General features: G+C 74.0%; 18 protein-coding genes. 9 read left to right on the top strand and 9 right to left on the bottom strand.

Going from position 1 to position 20,088, the window contains the following annotated elements; genetic code table 11:
* Positions 1-113 precede the first annotated feature (113 nt).
* The 3 genes from DMH12_RS07000 (at position 114) to DMH12_RS06990 (ending at position 3,451) form a co-directional block, all read left to right on the top strand.
* Positions 114-995 carry a hypothetical protein gene (locus DMH12_RS07000; protein ID WP_125490672.1) on the top strand — a complete coding sequence of 294 codons (882 nt, stop codon included), beginning with the start codon at positions 114-116 and terminating at the stop codon, positions 993-995.
* 81 nt (positions 996-1,076) lie between these two features.
* Positions 1,077-2,339 carry an aminotransferase class I/II-fold pyridoxal phosphate-dependent enzyme gene (locus DMH12_RS06995; RefSeq protein WP_125490671.1) on the top strand — a complete coding sequence of 421 codons (1,263 nt, stop codon included), beginning with the start codon at positions 1,077-1,079 and terminating at the stop codon, positions 2,337-2,339.
* A complete protein-coding gene (locus DMH12_RS06990; protein ID WP_125490670.1) occupies positions 2,336-3,451 on the top strand; it encodes an MBL fold metallo-hydrolase in 1,116 nt (371 codons plus the stop codon). Before DMH12_RS06995 ends, DMH12_RS06990 begins: the two co-directional genes overlap by 4 nt.
* A 43-nt stretch (positions 3,452-3,494) precedes the next feature.
* Here DMH12_RS06990 and DMH12_RS06985 read toward each other — a convergent pair whose 3' ends face one another.
* Positions 3,495-4,130 carry a DedA family protein gene (locus DMH12_RS06985; RefSeq protein ID WP_125490669.1) on the bottom strand — a complete coding sequence of 212 codons (636 nt, stop codon included), beginning with the start codon at positions 4,128-4,130 and terminating at the stop codon, positions 3,495-3,497.
* The gene (locus DMH12_RS06980) at positions 4,127-4,900 is read right to left on the bottom strand and encodes an MBL fold metallo-hydrolase (protein WP_185832181.1); all 774 of its coding nucleotides are present in this window, start codon (positions 4,898-4,900) and stop codon (positions 4,127-4,129) included. Before DMH12_RS06980 ends, DMH12_RS06985 begins: the two co-directional genes overlap by 4 nt.
* Before the next feature lie 94 nt (positions 4,901-4,994).
* Here DMH12_RS06980 and DMH12_RS06975 point away from each other — a divergent pair, with 94 nt between their 5' ends.
* The 4 genes from DMH12_RS06975 to DMH12_RS06960 all read left to right on the top strand — a co-directional run bounded on the left by DMH12_RS06975 (position 4,995) and on the right by DMH12_RS06960 (position 9,624).
* Positions 4,995-5,396, top strand: coding sequence for a hypothetical protein (locus tag DMH12_RS06975; RefSeq protein ID WP_125490697.1), 402 nt, complete (start codon positions 4,995-4,997; stop codon positions 5,394-5,396).
* A 102-nt stretch (positions 5,397-5,498) separates the two neighbouring features.
* The gene (locus DMH12_RS06970) at positions 5,499-7,643 is read left to right on the top strand and encodes a phage holin family protein (protein WP_125490668.1); all 2,145 of its coding nucleotides are present in this window, start codon (positions 5,499-5,501) and stop codon (positions 7,641-7,643) included.
* A gap of 84 nt (positions 7,644-7,727) precedes the next feature.
* Entirely contained in the window at positions 7,728-9,125 is a 1,398-nt protein-coding gene (locus DMH12_RS06965; RefSeq protein WP_125490667.1) for an amino acid permease, read from the top strand.
* A 73-nt stretch (positions 9,126-9,198) separates the two neighbouring features.
* A complete protein-coding gene (locus DMH12_RS06960; protein ID WP_122618962.1) occupies positions 9,199-9,624 on the top strand; it encodes an OsmC family protein in 426 nt (141 codons plus the stop codon).
* 3 nt (positions 9,625-9,627) lie between these two features.
* On the opposite strand, the gene narI is transcribed toward DMH12_RS06960, so the two are convergent.
* The 7 genes from narI to DMH12_RS06925 form a co-directional block, all read right to left on the bottom strand.
* Positions 9,628-10,350: a respiratory nitrate reductase subunit gamma gene (narI, locus tag DMH12_RS06955; protein WP_125490666.1), complete on the bottom strand. Its 723-nt coding sequence runs from the start codon at positions 10,348-10,350 to the stop codon at positions 9,628-9,630.
* Entirely contained in the window at positions 10,347-10,841 is a 495-nt protein-coding gene (gene narJ, locus DMH12_RS06950) for a nitrate reductase molybdenum cofactor assembly chaperone (protein ID WP_122618964.1), read from the bottom strand. Before narJ ends, narI begins: the two co-directional genes overlap by 4 nt.
* 4 nt (positions 10,842-10,845) lie before the next feature.
* Complete coding sequence (narH, locus tag DMH12_RS06945; RefSeq protein ID WP_125490665.1) at positions 10,846-12,441, bottom strand: nitrate reductase subunit beta; 1,596 nt, start codon at positions 12,439-12,441, stop codon at positions 10,846-10,848.
* Positions 12,441-16,136: a nitrate reductase subunit alpha gene (locus DMH12_RS06940; RefSeq protein WP_125490664.1), complete on the bottom strand. Its 3,696-nt coding sequence runs from the start codon at positions 16,134-16,136 to the stop codon at positions 12,441-12,443. The genes narH and DMH12_RS06940 overlap by 1 nt, the downstream gene beginning before the upstream one ends.
* A 110-nt stretch (positions 16,137-16,246) precedes the next feature.
* Positions 16,247-17,062, bottom strand: a complete 816-nt coding sequence (locus tag DMH12_RS06935; RefSeq protein ID WP_125490663.1) for an SAM-dependent methyltransferase — start codon at positions 17,060-17,062, stop codon at positions 16,247-16,249.
* 49 nt (positions 17,063-17,111) lie between these two features.
* Positions 17,112-17,975 (bottom strand): helix-turn-helix transcriptional regulator, encoded by an 864-nt coding sequence (locus tag DMH12_RS06930; RefSeq protein WP_125490662.1) that lies wholly within the window; start codon positions 17,973-17,975, stop codon positions 17,112-17,114.
* An 86-nt stretch (positions 17,976-18,061) separates the two neighbouring features.
* Positions 18,062-18,889, bottom strand: coding sequence for a helix-turn-helix domain-containing protein (locus tag DMH12_RS06925; RefSeq protein ID WP_125490661.1), 828 nt, complete (start codon positions 18,887-18,889; stop codon positions 18,062-18,064).
* Positions 18,890-19,021: 132 nt separating this feature from the next.
* Between DMH12_RS06925 and DMH12_RS06920 the strand changes: the two genes are divergently transcribed.
* Positions 19,022-19,327, top strand: coding sequence for a 4a-hydroxytetrahydrobiopterin dehydratase (locus DMH12_RS06920; protein ID WP_125490660.1), 306 nt, complete (start codon positions 19,022-19,024; stop codon positions 19,325-19,327).
* Positions 19,328-19,331: 4 nt separating this feature from the next.
* Positions 19,332-20,072: a class I SAM-dependent methyltransferase gene (locus DMH12_RS06915; protein ID WP_125490659.1), complete on the top strand. Its 741-nt coding sequence runs from the start codon at positions 19,332-19,334 to the stop codon at positions 20,070-20,072.
* Positions 20,073-20,088: the final 16 nt, after the last annotated feature.

Below are 20,088 nucleotides of genomic sequence, written 5' to 3'. Positions count from 1 at the left end.
CGCGTTCGCGCGAACGGCGCAGGGTGGCGCGCGCGCCCCGGGCGGGCGGGCTGTGATGGCCGAGGGGCGCGAGTGCCGTGCCCCCGCCGCCGCAGCTCGAAGGAGCCCGCCCCATGCGCCGCACCGCCCGCGCCCTGTCCGTGGCCGTCCTGGCCAGTGCCGCCCTCGGCGCCCTCGCGGGGCCGAGCGCGGCCGATCCCGCAGTCCCCCCGCCGCCCGCCGGTGCCGGTGAGCCCGTACCGCCGCCGGCCGACGGTGAGCCCGTACCGCCGCCGGCCGCCGAGGAACCCGTACTGCCGCCGGCCGCCGAGGAACCCCTCGCACCGGCCGGGGGCCGGGCCGCCGCCGAGGTCAGCCCCGCCGACGTCACCCCGGGCGGCACCGTCACCGTGTCGGTCTCGTGCGCCCCGACCGGCGGCTCCGCGCCGGCGACCCTCGACGCCACCTCCCTGGCCTTCGACGAGGGCACCGTCGAGCTGCGCAAGGTGGAGGGAGAGGGAGGCACGGGCGCCGGTCCGGCCTACCGGGGGACCGCCCGGATAGCCGCCGCCGAGGACTTCGGGAGCGAGGCGGACGCGGAGGGCGCCGAGGAGGACTGGACCGTCGACGGCTCCTGCCCGGACGAGGCGGGCGGGGAGGGCGACCCGTGGAGCGCCACCATGAACGTGCCGGGCGCCACGGCGGGCGAGAGCGGCACCGCCAAGCCCGCGTGCCCCCCGTCCACCGCCCCGCACGGCGACAAGCCCGCCCACGGCACGCCCTGCGCCACCGAGCCGCCGTGTCCCGGGACCGCCGCCCCGCACGGCGAGTCCGCCGAGGCCGGGAGGTCCTGCGGCGGTGGGAAGGCGGAACACGGGGTGCGGGCCGGGGCCGGCGGCACCTTCAGCGACTCGGTGCCCGCCCTGGCCGCGGGCGGCGTCCTGATCGCGGGCGCGTGCGCGGCGGCCGCCCACCGGCTGCGGCTCCGGCTGCGCGGGGAGGACGGGGAGCGCTGAGCCGGAGTCATGGCTCGCGTGCCGGATGGGTACTGGGATCAACGACGGTGAGCGGCAGTACGGACCCGCGCGGAGGTACGCATGCGGCGCACGGACCCCGAAGGCCACGACGCCGTGGGCCACGGCCCCGTCCGGTACGGCCCCCACCTGCCCGACGACGGGCTGCCGGTGCTTCCCGAACTGTCCGCCGTACTCGCCGCCGCCGCGGACCGCGCCCGAGGGGAACCGATCGGCGGCGCCCCCGCCCTCACCGCCGCCGCGAGCGGCTACTGGCACCGGCGCGGCCTGCCCACCGAGCCCGGCCGGGTGGCCGCCGCCCCCGGTGCGCACACCCTGCTCCTTGCGCTGACCGCCGCGCTCGGCGGCCACGTCCTGGTGCCCCGCCCCTGCGCGGCCTGGTGGGCACCGGACGCGCGGCTGCTCGGCAGCCCCGTCTTCCACGTCCCGACGCCGGCCGAGAGCGGTGGCGTCCCCGACCCGTACGCCCTCCTGGAGACCGTCCGCCGGGTGCGCGCCGAGGGCGGCGACCCCCGCCTGCTGGTGCTGGCCGTCGCCGACGACCCCACCGGCACCGTCGCGCGGCCCGAACTGCTGCACGAGACCGTCGAGGCCGCTGCCGGGGAGGGGCTGCACCTGGTCAGCGACGAGACCTGGCGGGACACCCTGCACGACCCGCAGGCCACCGTGGTGCTCAGTCCCGCCGAGATGCTGCCCGAGCAGGTCACCGTCGTCACGGACCTGGCCGGGGGGCTGCTGCCGCCCGGCTGGCCGGCCGCCGTGGCCCGCTTCCCGGCGTCCGCCGCCGGCGACGGCCTGCACGCGCGCGTGCTCGACGTGCTCACCGCCCTCGGCGCCGGCGTGGCCGCGCCCGTCGCCGCCGCGGCCGGGTACGCACTCGACGAACCCGAACCGGTCACCGCCCGCCGGTCGGCCGCCGTACGCCTGCACGCGCGCGTGGCCGCCGCCGTGCACGCGGCCGTCGTCGCCGCTGGCGCCACGGCGCGGCCCCCGCAGGCCGGGCGTCACCTGTACGCCGACCTGGGCCCGCTGCGCGACGCCCTCGGGGCGCAGGGCGTCGGCGACGCTCAGGAACTGGAGGACTTCCTCTCCACCCGGCTCGGCATGCCCGCCCCCGGCGGACACCGCTTCGGAGACGACCTCGCGGCCCTTCGCGTGCGGCTCGCCACCGGCCCGCTGCTCGGCACCGGCACCGCCGAACAGCGCGCGGAATGCCTCACCTCCCCGGACCCGTTGGAACTGCCACACGTGCGACGCGCGTTGACCGCTCTCGGGTCGGTCTTCGGCGATCTGCGCGACGCTCAGCGATGGGAGCCTCCTCGATGACGCAGCAGCCCCGGTCGACCACGAGCACCCCCGCGTCCCCCGAGGACACCGCCGCGCCGCCGGTCACGTCCGCCCGGGCCCCCTCGTACCCGCCGCTCGCCGATCCCCGGCCGCCCGCCGAACACCGCGTATGGCCGCGCAGCTTCCACGACCGGCTGACCACGCCGCTGCCCGGCCTGAGGGCCCTCGCCAGATTCGCCCGCGAGGGCGCGGTGAGACCCGGCCGCGAGGGCCTCGCCGACGTCCCCCGGCTGCCCTGCGCCCCCGGCCCGCTGCCGCACGTGGACGCGGACACCGTCGCCGTCACCTGGGCGGGACACGCCAGCTGGGTGGTGCGGATCGGCGGCCTCACCGTGCTCACCGACCCGGTCTGGTCCCGCCGGATCCTCGGCACCCCCGCCCGGATCACCCCCGTCGGCGTCGCCTGGAGCGACCTGCCCCGCGTCGACGCCGTCGTCATCAGCCACAACCACTACGACCACCTGGACGCCCCCACCCTGCGCAGGCTCCCGCGCGACACCCCGGTCCTGGTGCCCGCCGGACTGGGCCGCTGGTTCCACCGCCGCCGCTTCACCCGCGTCACCGAGCTGGACTGGTGGGAGGCGACCGAACTGCGTCCAAGGGGCGGTGCCGACGGCGCCCTCGGCAAGGGCGGTGGTGGGCGACGGGCGGGCGTCCGCTTCGACTTCGTCCCCGCGCACCACTGGTCCAAGCGCAGCCTCGTCGACACCTGCCGCAGCCTGTGGGGCGGCTGGGTGCTCACCGCGCCCGACGGCCGGCGCGTGTACTTCGCCGGGGACACGGGGTACGGCCACTGGTTCACCCGGATCGGCCGCCGCTACCCCGGTATCGACCTCGCCCTGCTCCCCGTCGGCGCCTACGAGCCCCGCTGGTGGCTCAGCGACGTGCACTGCGACCCGGAGGAGGCGGTCCGGGCCGCCCAGGACGTGGGCGCCCGCCGCATGGCGCCGATGCACTGGGGCACGTTCGTCCTCTCCGCGGAACCGGTGCTGGAGCCCCTCACCCGCACCCGCGCCGCCTGGCAGGCCGCGGGTCTGCCCCGGGAGGACCTGTGGGACCTGCCGGTGGGGGCTTCACGGGTACTGGAGTAGCCCCACGCTCTCCGGACGTCCCCCGAGCCGCCCCGCCCGAGCGCTACGCCTTCGCCGGCCCCCGGAACCGTCGCCACACTCCCGGCGCCACGCTGACCAGGACGGTGAGGGCGATCGCCGCGGCCACGCCCTCCCAGGGCTTGCTGAACAGCGCGCCGCTCAGGACCCCGATCAACTGGTACGTCACCGCCCAGGCCAGGCAGGCCGGCAGGTTGCCGTGGGCGAAACGGCGCAGCGGCCACTCGGCGAGCAGGCAGGCCAGCATCACCGGTATGCGGCCGGCCGGCACCAGCCGGGACAGCACCAGGACCGCGACGTCGTGCTCGGCGAGCTTGTCCTGCGCCTGCTCCAGCCGGTCCTCCGGCGCCCGGGACCGGATCGCCTCCAGCCAGCGCGAGCCGTTCTTCGAGCCGACCCCGCGCCGGCCCAGCCAGTACAGCGCCATGTCCCCGCAGAACGCGGCCAGCGACGCGGTCGCGAACACCATCAGCATGGAGAACGGCAGCGTCTGGTGCATCGCCACCACGGCCGCCGAACTCACCAGCGCGCCCGTCGGCACCACCGGCACCAACGCCCCGATGAGCACCAGCAGGAACAGCGACGGATACCCGAACGCCTGCTGCGTCGGCTCCGTCGGGATGCTCGTCACGCTCGTCGCGGCGGCGTCCAGCCAGTTCACCGCGCGACCTCCACCCGCACGCTCTCGCCGTGCCCCAGCCGGTGCACGGCGACCCCCGGCGCGCGCAGCGCCGACAGGCGCACGAACTCGTCGCCGGGCGTGTGGAACTCGTGGGGGCGCACGGCGTCCATCCCGATCGGCCAGTACGTGCCGTAGTGCACCGGCACCGCCGTGCGCGGCGCCAGCCGGGTCAGCGCCTCCGCCGCCCGCCCCGCGTCCAGGTGCTCCGCCCCCAGGTACGGGCCCCAGCCGCCCACCGGCAACAGCGCCGCGTCGACCGGCCCGACCTCCTTCTCCATGCCGTCGAACAGCCCCGTGTCCCCGGCGAAGTACGTCCGCACCTCGCCCTCGACGACGTAGCCGAGCGCGGGGGAGCGGTGCCGTCCGACCGGCAGCCGACGCCCGTCGTGGAGCGCGGGCACCGCCCGTATCCGCAGGTCCCCGACGTGCGCCACGTCGCCGGGCGCCACCTCCGCCACGTCCAGGTGACCGAGCCGCCGCAGCGCCGGCACCGCCCGTCGCGCGCCCCGGGGCACGAGCAGGCGCGTGCCCGGCGCGAGCCGCGCGAGCGAGGGCACGTGCAGGTGGTCGGCGTGCAGATGGGACACCAGCGCCACGTCCGCGCGCCAGGCGTCCGGCGGCGGCACCGCCCCCCGCCTGCGGCGCAAGTGGGCGAGGCGGCGGGCGAACAGAGGATCGGTGAGCACGCGGATGTCCGAGTCCTCGACCGTGCAGGTGGCGTGACCCCACCACGTGAGCTCCACCGGCACCTCTTTGCCTCCTTCGCGCGACTCCCCGAAGCCTACGTCCAGGAGTAGGGTCGGCGGCGAAAACGGGAGGTGACGGGAGGTGAGGGGGGACACCATGGGGCCGGTGCGGGTGACGGCGATCGCGAGTCTGACGCCGCTGGAACTGCTGGACGACGATCCGTTCCTGGTCGACTCCCGCAGCCAGCACGCCATGTGCGCCCGCTGGGCGGCGGAACACGGCTACGTCGTCGCCAGGGAACTGCTGGTACGTGGGCTGCGACCGGACCACGACGCCCTGTGGGACGGGGTCCGTCCGGGCCGCGACCTGTTCGTGGCCCCCAGCCGCCGGGTGCTGGAGAGCGCGCTGGCCTCCGTCGACGACTTCGCCGCGGAGTGCGCGCGGCGCGGCGCCCGCGTCGAGACCGTCGGACACGCGGAACCGGCCTACGACGCCCGGATGAAGGCGTGCGTGCACCGCAGGCTGTCGATGCCGACGGCGGGATACGACGGCCGCTGACCACCCCTTCGGGGTGTGAACCGGTCTCAGGGGGACAAACGGGTGCCCCGAAGCGTTGTGGCAGGGTGGGGAGGGCCCGGACGACGGGCCGGGACGTGAGGTGTGCGGAGCGTGGGTGGAGGCCGTTGGCGCCGGGTCGCCAGTCAGATCGGGCGGATTGTCGCGGTGTGGGCCGTGTCCACCCTCACCATGCTCGTGCTCGCGGGCATCCTGCCGGACTTCCGGCTCCAGTCGCCCGACGGGGACAGCGCGACCGACATCGCGATGACCGCCGCGGTCGGCGCGGGCGCCTTCGGCCTGCTCTCCGCCGTGGTGTGGCCGCTCATGGTCCGCCTGCTCCTCCTGGTGCCGGCGCTCGTCCTCGGGCTGCTGGTCTTCTTCCTCAACGGCGGGCTGCTGCTCCTCGCCATCGACGTCAACCCGGCCGGCCGCGGCGGCGTCGCCCCCGAGACCGCGGTCGTGGTCGCCGCCGTCATGTCCGCCGTCGCCTCCGCCACCGGCGGTGCCCTGACCGTGCGCGGCGACGACGCCTACCGGCGCCGGCTCTACCGCCTCGCCGACCGCCGCCGCAGATCGGGCCCGCCCTGCCCGGCCGGCCCGGGCATCGTCTTCCTGCAACTGGACGGCGTGGGACACGACGTCCTGCTCGACGCCGTCGACAGCGGCGCCATGCCCACCGTCGCCCGCTGGCTCGGCCGCCACGGCGCGTCCGCGAGCCACCGGCTGGCCCCGTGGCGCACCGACTGGTCCAGCCAGACCGGCGCCAGCCAGCTCGGCATCCTGCACGGCAGCAACCACGACGTGCCCGCCTTCCGCTGGTACGAGAAGGACACCGGCGAGGTCATGGTCTGCAACCGGCCGACCAGCGCCGCCGAACTCCAGCACCGTGCCGTCCGGCGCACCGGCGACGGCGGGCTGCTCAGCCTGGACGGCGCGAGCCGCGGCAACCTGTTCGGCGGCGGCGCCGACGAACAGGCCCTGGTGCTGTCCATAGCCACCCGCCGCCGCAGCCGCGAGACCCGGTCCAGGTCCGGCTACTTCGCCTACTTCTCCGACCCGGCCAACGCCGTCCGCACCGCGATGTCCTTCGTCGCCGAGGTGGGCCGGGAGATCGGCCAGTCCACCCGCGCCCGCGCCCACAAGGTCCGCCCGCGCGTCTCCCGCGGCGGCCTCTACCCCTTCGTCCGCGCCTTCGCCACCGTCGTCGAACGCGACGTGGTCGTCGCCGCGGTGATGGGCGACATGCTCGCCGGCCGCACCGCCGTCTACGCCGACCTCGTGGCCTACGACGAGGTGGCGCACCACTCCGGACCGCACGGCCGGGACGCCCTCAACGTCCTGCGGCGGCTCGACCGGTCCCTGGCACTGATCGAGAAGGTCGCCGACCAGGCCCCCCGCTCCTACCGGATCGTGCTCTTGTCCGACCACGGCCAGAGCCCCGGCGAGACCTTCCGCGCCCGCTACGGACTGACCCTCGGCGACCTGGTCCGGGCCGGCTGCGGGCTGCCCGTGCCGCGCCGCGCCCAGCGCACCCGCAGCGGCGCCGAGGCCCGCAACACCGTCCGCGCCGCCCTGCACCGCCCCGTCGAGGAGGGCGCCGCGCAGCAGAGACCCGCCGACACCCCGGCCGGCCGCCGCTCCGAGCCGATCGTGCTGGCCTCCGGCAACCTCGGCCTGGTCTCGTTCCCGGACGTGCCGCACCGGATGACCAGGGAGGAGATCGACGCCCGCCACCCCGCGCTGCTGCCGACCCTCGCCAACCACCCCGGCATCGGCTTCCTGCTGGTGCGCAGCGAGCGGCACGGCGGCGTGGTACTGGGTGCGCACGGCGCCGAGATACCCCTGGACCGGCTCGACGAGGATCCCGGCCCGCTCGCCCCCTTCGGCCCCGGCGCCGCCGACGCCGTACGCCGCACGCACTCCTTCCCGCACACCGCCGACATCATGGTCAACTCCTTCCACGACCCGGCCGACGGCGAGGTCCTCGCGTTCGAGGAGCAGATCGGCTCCCACGGCGGGCTCGGCGGCGCCCAGTCGCGCGCCTTCCTGCTGTCACCGGCCGTGCTGTCCGACCCGGCCGAGGAGGGCACGGAGATCGTCGGTGCCGAACACGTCCACCGGGTGCTGCGCCGCTGGCTGCGGGAGTCCAACGGCCCGCAGGTGCCCGTGGAGGATCCACGGCCGAACGTCGTCGAGAACGCACCTTTTCCCGTCGCGGACGGGTTCGTGCAGGAGAAAAGCGCCTGATTTTGAGGTGTGACGGACCGTGCCCGACCATGGGCGCCGTCCCGGCGATCCCGGGCCACCGTTCCATGAGAGGCGCACCACCCCATGCACGTCACCGGGACCGTCCCCCCACCGGCTCCGGAACCGCAGGAGACCCCCGCGGCCCCCGACCCCACCTCCGGCAACGGCCGGCACGCCCGCCGCTTCGGGCTTCCCGTGGCCACCGCCCTGGTCATGGGCAACATCATCGGCGGCGGCATCTTCCTGCTCCCCGCCTCCGTCGCGCCCTTCGGCACCGTCAGCCTGCTCGCCTTCGGCATCCTGACCGTCGGCGCCATCGCGCTCGCCCTGGTCTTCGGCCGCCTCGCCGCCCGCGACCCGCGCACCGGCGGCCCCTACGTCTACGCCCGCGGCGCCTTCGGCGACTTCGCCGGCTTCCTCGCCGCCTGGGCGTACTGGATCACCACCTGGGTGTCCAACGCGGCGCTGGCCGTCGCCGCCGTCGGCTACCTCGACGTCCTGATCCCCGTCAACGACCACCGGTGGACCGCCTGTCTGGCCGCGCTCGTCATCCAGTGGCTGCCCGCGCTCGCCAACTTCGCGGGCACCCGGTACGTGGGCGCCGTGCAGTTCGTCGCCACTGTGCTGAAGTTCGCGCCGCTGCTGCTCGTCGCGGTCGGCGGGCTGTTCTTCTTCGACCCGGACAACCTCGGCCCGTTCAACGCGAGCGGCTCCAGCGGCGTCGGCGCGGTCTCCGCGGCCGCCGCGATCCTGCTCTTCTCCTACCTGGGCGTGGAGTCCGCCGCCGTCAGCGCCGGCGAGGTGAAGGACCCGCGCCGCACCGTCGGCCGCGCCACGGTCATCGGCACCGCGGGCGCCGCCCTCGTCTACCTGCTGGGCACGCTCTCGGTCTTCGGCACGGTCCCCCACGACCGCCTGGTCACCTCGACCGCGCCCTTCTCCGATGCCGTGAACACCATGTTCGGCGGCGCGTGGGGCGGCTGGGCCGTCGCGCTGGCCGCCCTGGTCTCGATGACCGGCTGCCTCAACGGCTGGACTTTGCTCAGCGCCCAGACCCCGTACGCCGCCGCGAAGGACGGCCTCTTCCCGGCCGCGTTCGCGCGCAGACGGCGGGGCGTCCCGACGACCGGCGTCGCCGTCACCGTCGTCCTCGCCTCCCTGCTCACCGTCTACAACTACACGTCCGGTTCGGCGAAGGTCTTCGAGGTCCTCGTCCTCGTCACCACCTTCACCGCGACCGTGCCCTACCTGCTGGCCGCCGCCGCCCAGATCTTCCACCTCGTCTCCGGCCAGGGCGAGAAGGTCGACCGGGCCCGCCTGGTCCGGGACGGCGTGATCGCGACGGTCGCCGCCGCGTTCTCGCTGTGGCTCGTCGCGGGCGCCGGCTACGCGGCGGTGTACCAGGGTGTGCTGTTCCTCTTCGCGGGCGTGCTGGTCTACGCGGTGATGGCGGCGCGCAAGGTGGGCCGGGCCGGAGTGTGATCGGATGGGGTCGGGAACCCGGGCACGGGCTTCCACTGCCCCAGTACAGCAAGCGAATTCGAGAGGACCCGCCGTGGCAACCACGCGCTCCGCACACACCGTCTGGGAAGGCAACCTGCTCGAGGGCAGCGGTGTCGTCACCTTCGACTCGTCCGGCATCGGCGAGCAGCCGGTGTCGTGGCCGTCGCGCGCCGAGCAGGCGAACGGCAAGACCAGCCCCGAGGAGCTGATCGCCGCCGCCCACTCCAGCTGCTTCTCCATGGCGCTGTCGCACGGCCTGGCCGGCGCCGGCACCCCGCCCACCAAGCTCACCACCTCCGCCGACGTCACCTTCCAGCCCGGCGAGGGCATCAAGGGCATCCACCTCACCGTGGAGGGCACCGTCCCGGGCCTCGACGCCGACGCGTTCACCGCCGCCGCCGAGGACGCCAAGAAGAACTGCCCGGTCAGCCAGGCCCTGACCGGCACCACCATCACCCTCACCGCCAAGCTGGCCTAGCGGCTAGGAGCCCGTACGCTCCCACCCCCGCCGGTCCGGGCGCGGCCCCAGCTGTCTGGGGTCGCGCGACCGGTACACCACGTACGGGCGGGTCAGGTACTGCAGCGGCGCGCTGAACATGTGCACGAGCCGGGTGTAGGGGACCAGGGCGATCAGGACCATGCCGACGACCGCGTGCACGTGGTACAGCACCGGCACGCCCTCCATCAGCCCCACCTTCGGGCTGAGGGTGAACAGGCTGCGGGCCCAGGGCGCGATGGTGCTGCGGTAGTCGTAGCCGTCGCCGGAGGTGTCGGAGAGCTTGGCGATCATGCCGAGGACGATGGCGCCGAGCAGGAAGACGTACATGAACTTGTCGTTGGCGGTGGTGGCGCGGAAGACCGGGGCCTTGGTGCGGCGCCGGTAGACCAGCATCCCGATCCCGGCGACCGTGAGGACCCCGGCCAGGGTGCCGCCGTACAGGGAGAACAGGTGGTAGGCGTGTTCGCCGACGCCGACCGCCCCGGTCCAGGACGCCGGGACGAACAGCCCGATCAGGTGGCCGACCAGTACGAAGAGAATGCCGTAGTGGAAGACCGGCGAGGCGATGTTCAGCAGCTTCGACTCGTAGACCTGCGAGGAGCGGGTCGTCCAGCCGAACCGGTCGTAGCGGTGGCGCCAGACCAGGCCCGCGATCAGCAGGGCGAAGGCGGCGTAGGGCAGGACGCCCCAGAGGAAGACGTTCATCGGCGGGCTCCGGTGGATGCGGGCGGCAGGGTGGCGCACACGGCGTCCAGGACGCAGGCGTAGGGCGTGCCGAAGGCGGTCAGCCGGGAGCGCAGCTCGTCCAGGGCGGCGCGGTGCTCGGTGAGCATGCCGATGTCCCCGGTGCGGGATACGAACTCCAGCACCGCCGGCAGGAAGTCGGGCAGTTCCTCGCCGGTGAACTCCAGGCCGTGGGCGCGGTACAGCTCCTTGAAGCGGACCAGGGACATCCCGCGGTTGCGGGTGTCGCCGTCGGTCCACCAGCTCAGGTACAGGCTGTGCCGGTTCCTGAAGTCGAAGACCTGCACGTAGTGCGCCTGGAGTTCGCCCTGGGGCGTCACGGCCGCGTGGTCGGTGAAGGCCCGCAGCTGCGGGGCGGCCTCGCGCAGCAGCGGAAGCCGGTCGCGGAAGTCGTCGTCGGGGTAGGTCAGGCAGAGCGCCGCCGCCTGGTACAGCACCTCGAACCCGGGCATGGGATCAGGCCTCCCTCTCGTCGTCCGCGGTCTGCCGCCGGCGCAGGATGTGGAAGTTCTCCACCGGCACCAGCGGCAGCATCCTGCGTCCCGAGTCCTGGCCGAACGGCCCGTCGCCGCCCATGCCGGGCCCGCCGTCGGTGTCGAGGCTGCACGTGTCCGGCAGCGCCGACGCCTCCAGCCGGTGCGCGTCCCCGACGGCCGCCGTCGGGATCACGTACCGCTCCTCGTACTTGGCGAGCGCCAGCAGCCGGTACATGTCCTGGACCTCCTCGGGGCGCATGCCGACGCCCGCGCAGACCGCCGGGTCGGGGTCCTCGCCGAGGTTGACCGACCGCATGTGGGCGCGCATCGCCGCCAGCTTCTCCAGCGACGCCCGCACCGGGCCCACGTCCCCCGCGGTGAACAGCTCGGCCAGGTACTCCAGCGGGATGCGCAGGGTGTCGATCGCGCCGAACAGGTTGTCCGCGTCCTCGCCGTCGTGCCCGGTCTCCGTCAGCGCGTCCACCACCGGCGACAGCGGCGGGATGTACCAGACCATCGGCATCGTGCGGTACTCCGGATGCAGCGGGAGCGCCACCCGGTACCTGCTGACCAGGGCGTGCACGGGGGAGCGCCGGGCCGCCTCGATCCAGTCGAACGGGATCCCCGCCTCCTCGGCCGCCCGCCGCACCGCCGGGTCCTCCGGGTCGAGGAAGAGTCCCAGCTGCGCCTCGTACAGGTCGCGTTCGTCCGGTGTCTCGGCGGCCTCGGTCACCTTGTCGGCGTCGTACAGGACCACCCCCAGATACCGGAGCCGCCCCACGCAGGTCTCCGAGCAGACCGTCGGCTCGCCGATCTCGATGCGGGGGTAGCAGAAGGTGCACTTCTCCGCCTTGCCGGTGCGGTGGTTGAAGTACACCTTCTTGTACGGGCAGCCGGTCACGCACATCCGCCAGCCCCGGCAGCGGTCCTGGTCGACCAGGACGATGCCGTCCTCCGAGCGCTTGTACATCGCCCCGGACGGGCAGGACGCCACGCACGACGGGTTGAGGCAGTGCTCGCAGATGCGCGGCAGGTAGAACATGAACGTCTCTTCGTACGCGAACCGCACCTTCTCCGACGCCTGCTGACGGGTCCGCTCCACCATCGGGTCCAGGTCGCCGTAGGCGGGCGCGCCGCCCAGGTCGTCGTCCCAGTTCGAGGACCAGCCGATCTTCATCGGTTTGCCGTCGAGCTGCGAGACCGGCCGCGCGACCGGGTAGTCGTCGCCGAGCGGGGCGTCGGTGAGGTTCTTGTAGTCGTACGTCCAGGGCTCGTAGTAGTCCTTGATCTCCGGCAGCTTCGGGTTGGAGAAGATCCCGGCGAGCTTCTTGATCCGGCCGCCCGCCTTCAGCTTCAGCGCGCCGCGCCGGTTCAGTTCCCAGCCGCCGCGCCAGCGCTCCTGGTCCTCGTAGCGGCGCGGGTAGCCCTGGCCGGGGCGGGTCTCGACGTTGTTGAACCAGACGTACTCCATGCCCCGCCGGTTGGTCCACGCCTGCTTGCAGGTGACCGAGCAGGTGTGGCAGCCGATGCACTTGTCGAGGTTCATGACCATCGCGATCTGGGCCATCGGGCGCATCAGTACTCGACCTCCTGGCTGCGGCGGCGGATGACCGTCACCTCGTCGCGCTGGTTGCCCGTCGGGCCGAGGTAGTTGAACGCCCAGGACAACTGGGCGTAGCCGCCGATGAGATGGGTCGGCTTGAGGAGCAGCCGGGTGAGCGAGTTGTGGACGCCGCCGCGCCTGCCGGTGGTCTCCGTGAGCGGCGTGTTCACCGTGCGCTCCTGCGCGTGGTGCATGTACACCGTGCCTGGCGGCATGCGGTGCGAGACGATCGCGCGGGCCACCACCACGCCGTTGCGGTTGACCGCCTCGATCCAGTCGTCGTCCGCGACCCCGATGGCGTCCGCGTCCTGCGGCGACATCCAGACGCACTGGCCGCCCCGGGACAGCGCCAGCATGAACAGGTTGTCCTGGTACTCGGAGTGGATGGACCACTTGTTGTGCGGGGTCAGGTAGCGGACCGTCACCTCGCGGTGGCCGTCCGGACCGAGCTGCGGTTCCCCGAACAGGCGGCTCATGTCCAGCGGCGGCCGGTACACCGGCAGCGCCTCGCCCAGCTCGTGCATCCAGTCGTGGTCGAGGAAGAAGTGCTGCCGTCCGGTGAGGGTGTGCCAGGGCTTGAGGTGCTCGGTGTTGAGGGTGAACGCCGTGTACCGCCGCCCGCCGGCCTCGCTGCCCGACCACTCCGGCGAGGTGATCACCGGCACCGGCGCCGCCTGCGTGTCCGCGTACGTGATCCGCTTGCCCTGGTGTTCGGCGGCGAGGTGCGCCATCTCCTGCCCGGTCTTCGCCTCCAGGGTGTGGAAGCCCTGGGTGGCCAGCCGCCCGTTGGTCGTGCCGGACAGGGCCAGGACGGTGTCGGCGGCCTTGACGGCGGTGTCCAGCGCCGGGCGCCCGTCGGCCGGGCCGCCGCGCACCGCGCCGTTCGTCTGCCGCAGCCGCTCTACCTCCTCGTCCGGCTTCAGGGTGATGCCCTTGGCGGGCAGGCCCTTCGTCTCCACCAGCGGGCCGAGGGCCGCGAACTTCGCGCCGACCGCCGTGTAGTCGCGCTCCACCACGACCAGGTTCGGCATGGTCCTGCCGGGCTCCGGAGCGCACTCCCCGCGCCGCCAGTCCCGTACCACCCCGCCCGGCTGGGCGATCTCGCCCGGTGTGTCGTGCTGGAGCGGCGCCGCCACCAGGTCCTTGCGCACCCCGAGGTGCCCGGCGGCCAGCTCGCTCAGCTTCTCCGCGATCGCCTTGAACGTGTCGAAGTCGGTGCGCGCCTGCCACGGCGGACTCACGGCCGGGGAGAAGGCGTGCACGTAGGGGTGCATGTCCGTGCTGGACAGGTCGTGCTTCTCGTACCAGGTCGCGGCGGGCAGCACCACGTCCGAGAGGAGCGTGGACGAGGTGTGCCGGAAGTCCAGCGACAGCAGCAGGTCGAGCTTGCCCTCGGGCGCCTCCTCGTGCCAGACGACGTCCCGCGGGCGCTCGCCGGGCGCGGCCTCCTCGGCGCGCAGCGAGGACTGGGTGCCCAGCAGGTGCTTGGTGAAGTACTCGGCGCCCTTGCCCGAGGAGCCGAGCAGGTTGGCCCGCCACAGGGTCACGATCCGCGGCCAGTTCTCCGGCGCGTCCGGGTCCTCGCACGCGAACTTCAGGGTGCCCGCCCGCAGTTCGGCCACCGCGTTCGCGACCGGGTCGCCGAAGGTCTCGCCCAGCTCCAGCGGGTTGCGGTCGAAGGTCGGGTAGGAGGGCATCCACCCCGTGCGCGCCGACAGGGCGAGGCAGTCCGCGCCCGTCATGCCGGAGAGCCGCCCCTCGCCGAGCGGCGAGGCCAGCACGTCGGCGCGGAACCGGTCGTAGCGCCACTGGTCGGTGTTGAGGTACCAGTACCCGGTGCCGATCATCTGCCGCGGCGGGCGCGACCAGTCCGACGCCGCGGCCAGCGTCGCCCAGCCGGTCACCGGACGGCACTTCTCCTGCCCCACGTAGTGCGCCCAGCCGCCGCCGTTGCGGCCCTGGCAGCCGGTGAGCTGGAGCAGGGCCAGGAAGGTCCGGTAGATCGTCTCGGAGTGGAACCAGTGGTTGGTGCCCGCGCCCATCAGGATCATGCAGCGGCCCTTGGACCGCTCCGCGGTCCGCGCGAACTCCCGCGCGATGCGCACACAGGCCGCCGCCGGGACCGAGGTGTGCGTCTCCTGCCAGGCCGGGGTGCCGGGCGCCGCCGCGTCCTCGTACGACGCCGGCCAGTCGCCCGGCACTCCCGGCCGCGCCACCCCGTACTGCGCCAGCAGCAGGTCGAACACCGTCGTCACCAGTGGTCCGGTCGCCCCACCGAGCCGCGTCGCCGGGACACCCCGGCGCAGCACGTCACCGCGTCCCTGCCCGTGCGCGCCGCCCTCGGTGTCGAAGCGGGGGAGCAGCACCTCGACGCCCGAGGCCATCTCGTGCCCGTGCAGGGTCAGCCGTGGCCGCACCTCGCCCAGGTCGAGGTTCCAGCGGCCCTGGTCGGCCTCGTTCCAGCGGAAGCCGAGGGAGCCGTTCGGGACGACCGCGCGGCCGGTCGCACCGTCCAGCACGACCGTCTTCCAGCGGGCGTCCTCACCGCCCTGCCCGAGGTCGGCGGCGCGCAGGAACTTCGCCGGGACGTACGCCCCGTCCCGCTCGGTCAGCGTCACCAGGAACGGCAGGTCGGTGAAGCGCCGCACGTAGTCGTCGAAGAACGGGGTGGCGCGGTCGACGAAGAACTCCTTGAGCACCACGTGCCCCATCGCCAGGGCCAGCGCGGCGTCCGTGCCGGGGTGCGGGTGGAGCCACTGGTCGGCGAACTTGGTGTTGTCGGCGTAGTCCGGCGACACCACCACGACCTTCTGGCCCCGGTAGCGGGCCTCCGCCATCCAGTGCGCGTCCGGCGTCCGGGTCACCGGCACGTTCGAACCCCACATGATCAGGTATGCCGCGTCCCACCAGTCGCCCGACTCCGGCACGTCCGTCTGGTCGCCGAAGACCTGCGGGGAGGCCACGGGCAGGTCGGCGTACCAGTCGTAGAACGACAGCATCGGCGCGCCGATGAGGGAGTGGAAGCGGGCGCCCGCCGCGTGCGACACCATCGACATCGCGGGGATGGGGGAGAAGCCCGCGATGCGGTCGGGGCCCCGGGTGCGGATGGTGTGGACGTGGGCGGCGGCGATCATCTCGACCGCCTCGTCCCAGTCCGCCCGGACCAGCCCGCCCTTGCCCCGCGCCCGCTGGTAGCGCCGCCGCCGCTCGGGGTCGCCCTGGACGTCCGCCCAGGCCAGCACCGGATCCTTCAGGCGCGCCCTCGCCTCCCGGTACATCTCCAGGAGCACCCCGCGCACGTACGGGTAGCGCACCCGCGTCGGCGAGTACGTGTACCAGGAGAACGCCGCGCCCCGCGGGCAGCCGCGCGGCTCGTACTCGGGGCGGTCCGGGCCGACCGACGGATAGTCCGTGGCCTGCGTCTCCCACGTGATGATGCCGTCCTTGACGAACACGTTCCAGCGGCACGAGCCCGTGCAGTTCACGCCGTGCGTGGAGGTGACGACCCTGTCGTGGCTCCAGCGGTCCCGGTAGAAGGCGTCCGCCTCCCGGCCGCCGACCAGCCCGATGCTGTGCAGGTCGGGTGCGGCGGTACCCGGCCGGAAGAACCGTCCCGCGCGCAGCAGCGCCGCGCCCGGCTCGGTGGGCGGTGTCCGCGTGTCGGTCACGTGCGCTCCCTTGCTGGCCCTGGTTCTCGAACCTAGGGGCGGGCACGGGAGCGCACCCGTTCGCGGGGCCCGTACGGGTCAGCGCGGGCGCCCGGTGTCCGGCGTCCGGGTCAGAGCTTGCGCGCGACCCCCGCGTAGACCGGCACGATGCCCTCGGCCTGGGCGGCCACGTCCTCCGGGTCCGGCCGCCAGCCGGTGACCGGGATGATGCCGGGGCCCAGCAGCTCCAGGCCGTCGAAGAAGCGGGCGAACGCGCTGAGCGAGCGCGGGTGGAACGGCGTGCCGGCGCGGGTGAACAGAGCGGCGGCCCGCCCCACCGCCTCCGGGTTCAGATCGGGCGTGACCTGCGACAGCACCAGATGGCTGCCCGGGGCGAGGGCGTCGACGTACCGCCCGAGGAGTCCGTGCACGTCGTCACCGTCGACCGCGTCGCCGAGGTAGTGCGTCAGCGCCACCAGCGACAGCGCCACCGGACGGCCGAAGTCCAGGGTCTCGCCCGCCAGCCGCAGGATCAGGTCCGGATCCCGGACGTCGGCGTGCACGTACTCCGTGGAGCCCTGCGCCGAGCCGTGCAGCAGCGCCTGCGCGTGCCGCAGGACGATCGGGTCGTTGTCGGCGTACACGACCCGCGACTCGGGCGCCACCGCCTGCGCCACCTGGTGCAGGTTCGGCTCGGTCGGGATGCCCGTGCCGATGTCCAGGAACTGCCGGATCCCGGCCTCGGCGAGGGTGCGGACCGCCCGGTGCATGAACCGGCGGTTGGCGCGCGCGCCGCGCACCGCCGTGCCGTCCGCGGCGAGGATCCTGCGGGCCAGCTCCTCGTCCACCGGGTAGTTGTCCTTGCCGCCCAGCCACCAGTCGTAGACACGCGCCGGGTGCGGCCGGCTGGTGTCGATGGGGGCGGCGCTGCCGTCGAATCCGGTCATGCCGTGTCGTCTCCTGGGAGCCTCGGGCCTCGGTGGCGGGGTCGCCGGGTCAGTAGTTCTCGCGGTACTCGCGCAGTACCTTCTCGGTGCGCTGGGTCGACGCGGCACGCGCCGTCATGTGGTCCAGGACCTCCAGGTGCGCCGAGACCTCGGGCCGGGAGTCCAGGTACAGGGCGCCGGTCAGGTACTCGGTGAAGACCATGTCGGGCAGCTCCGGCTCCGCGAACCGGAACAGGGTGAACGGCGCGTACGTCCCCGGATGCGGCCCGTCCTCGAACTCGGCGACCTGGAGCGTCACCCGGTCGCGGGACGCGAACTCCAGCAGCTTGTCCAGCTGTTCGCGCATCACCCGGCCGTGCACGCTGACCGGGCGGCGCAGCACCGTCTCGTCCATCACCACCCACAGGTGCGGCGGGTCCGGGCGGTCCAGCAGCCGCTGACGCTCCATCCGCAGGGACACGTGCCGCTCGACGGCGTCACCGCCGGCGTTGCCGATCGTCCCGGCCTCCAGGACCGAGCGCGCGTAGTCCTCGGTCTGGAGCAGACCCGGGACGAAGTGCGGCTCGTAGGAGCGCACGATCCGCGCGGCGCCCTCCAGGCTCACGTACATGCTGAACCAGTCCGGCAGCACGTCGTGGTACCGCTGCCACCAGCCCGGCTGGTTGGCCTCCTCGGCGAGGGTGACGAACGCGGCGACCTCGTCGGAGGCGACCCCGTACGTCGTCAGGAGGATCTGGACATACGGTATCTTCAGTGAGACTTCGGCCATCTCCATGCGCCGCACCGTGGCCGGGGCCACGCGGAGCACCTTGGCGGCCTCCTCGCGTCTGAGGCCCGCGGTCTCCCGCAGTTCCTGCAGCCGTCTGCCGAGGACCACCTGGCCCACGGTGGGTGCGGCCCGTCGCTCACTCACGCCACGCCTCCCCAACGCGCCCAAGTCACACCGCAGTCTGTCATGTACCCCCGCCGCTCTCACAGGGGTGTTCGCGATCAACCTTGTCAGGACAGCAGTGAGTGCAGGTACTTGACCGTCGCCGGGTCGGCCGGCAGCAGCGTCTCGATGGCCAGCTCGGCCACCGTCACGTCCATCGGGGTGTTGAAGGTGGAGATGGACGAGATGAACGACAGGGTGCGGCCCTCGTGCTCGATCCGCATCGGCAGTGCGAAGTACGGCACCACTTCGTCCGGTTCCCCGTCCGGCGCGAGCTCCGGCGCGGTGTCCGGCACCGGATAGGCCGCCACTTCGTCGTACAGCGCGCGCAGCGGCTCCGAGCGCTGCAGGGCGATCTGCCGCTCCATCTGCTCCAGCAGGTGCCCGCGCCACTGGCGCAGGTTGCGGATGCGCGGTGCCAGTCCCTCCGGGTGCAGGGTCAGCCGCATCGCGTTCAGCGGCGGCGCGAGCAGATGCTCGGCGACACCGTCCATCAGCACCGCCACGCCCCGGTTGGCCGCCTGCACCTGGTACGTCCCGTCGACGACCAGCGCCGGATACGGCTCGTAGCCCCGGATCAGCCGCTCCATGCCCTCGCGCAGGGCGCCCAGCGCCGGGTCGTCCAACGGGGTCTCCGGATAGTGCGGGGCGTAACCGGCCGCGAGCAGCAGGGCGTTGCGCTCGCGCACGGGGACGTCCAGGTGCTCGGCGAGGCGCAGCACCATCTCCTCGCTCGGCCGGGAGCGGCCCGTCTCGACGAAGCTGATGTGCCGGGCGGAGGAGTCGGCGCGCAGGGCCAGCTCCAGCTGGCTGACCCGCCGCCGCTCCCGCCAGGCCCTCAGCAGCGGACCCACGCCCTGGGGGGCGGGGGCGGTGCCGGACGTGGGTGCGGTCATGGGCCGAACGGTAGCCGACCGCGGGCCGCGACGGGACCGGCCCGCCCTCCTGACCAGGGCTCCGACGGCCGTGCTGTGGCAGGCTGAAGGGGCACCCCCGGTACCCGGGCCCCCAGGACAGGAGCGTGGCACATGCCCGTCGAACCGCTGTCGCGGCAGGAGATCGAAGAGCGGCTGACCGAGCTGCCGGGCTGGTCCCTCGAGGACGGCCGCCTCACCCGTGCCTACCGGCTGGGCTCGCACTTCGCGGCGACCGCCATGGTCGTGCACGTCGCCCAGGTGCAGGAGGAACTCGACCACCACTCCGACCTCACCCTCGGCTACAACACCGTGTCCCTCGCGGTGCACACGCACAGCGCGGGCGGCGCCGTCACCGCGAAGGACGTCGAGCTGGCGCGCAGAGTTCAGGATCTGGCCGCCGGTCACGGGGCACACTGACGGTGTGCTCGACTACGACAAGGAAGCGGAGCGGTACGACGCGGCCCGCGGCGGCGAGCCCCGGGCCGAGGCCGCCGCGCGGGCGGTACTGAGCCTCGTGCCGCGCGGGGCGCGCAGTCTGCTCGACGTCGCCTGCGGCACCGGCATCGTCACCCGGCGGCTGGCGGCCGCGCCGGGCGCCCCGCGGGTGACCGGCGCGGACCTCGCCCCCGCCATGGCCCGGCGGGCCGCGGCCCGGCTGCCCGGTGCCGTCGTGCTCGCCGACAGCCGCCGGCTGCCCTTTCGCGACGGCGGGTTCGACGCCGTCACCAGCGTGTGGCTGCTGCACCTGGCGGAGGGCGCCGGGGACGTGCGGGCGATCGTCGGCGAGTGCGCCCGCGTCCTGCGGCCCGGCGGGGTGTACGTGACCACCGTCGACAAGGGCGCCGCGCACAACGTGGGCAGTGACATCGACGCCGTGCTCGCGGCCCGCCCGCCCAGCACCGCGCACGACGCCGCCGCCCTCGTCGAGGCGCACGCCCGCGCGCACGGCCTGGTCCCGGCGGGGGAGGCCCGCTTCACCGGCCACGGCCAGGGCCGCAGCCCCCGCCGCACCGTCGCCGACCTGCGGCGCGGCTGGTTCGTCACGCTGCCGCCCGGCGAGCCGGGCGCGGAGCGCTTCGCCGCCCGGCTCGCGGCCCTGCCGGACCAGGACCGGCCCCGGCCCGACCCGGTCTTCACCCTCCGCGCGTTCGTGAAGTCGTAGGCCGGGGGCGGCAACC

The sequence above is a fragment of the Streptomyces sp. WAC 04229 genome (genome assembly GCF_003947455.1).
Lineage (GTDB): Bacteria > Actinomycetota > Actinomycetes > Streptomycetales > Streptomycetaceae > Streptomyces.
Note: the sequence above shows the minus strand (reverse complement) of the source record. Positions and strands in the feature narration are given on the sequence as shown.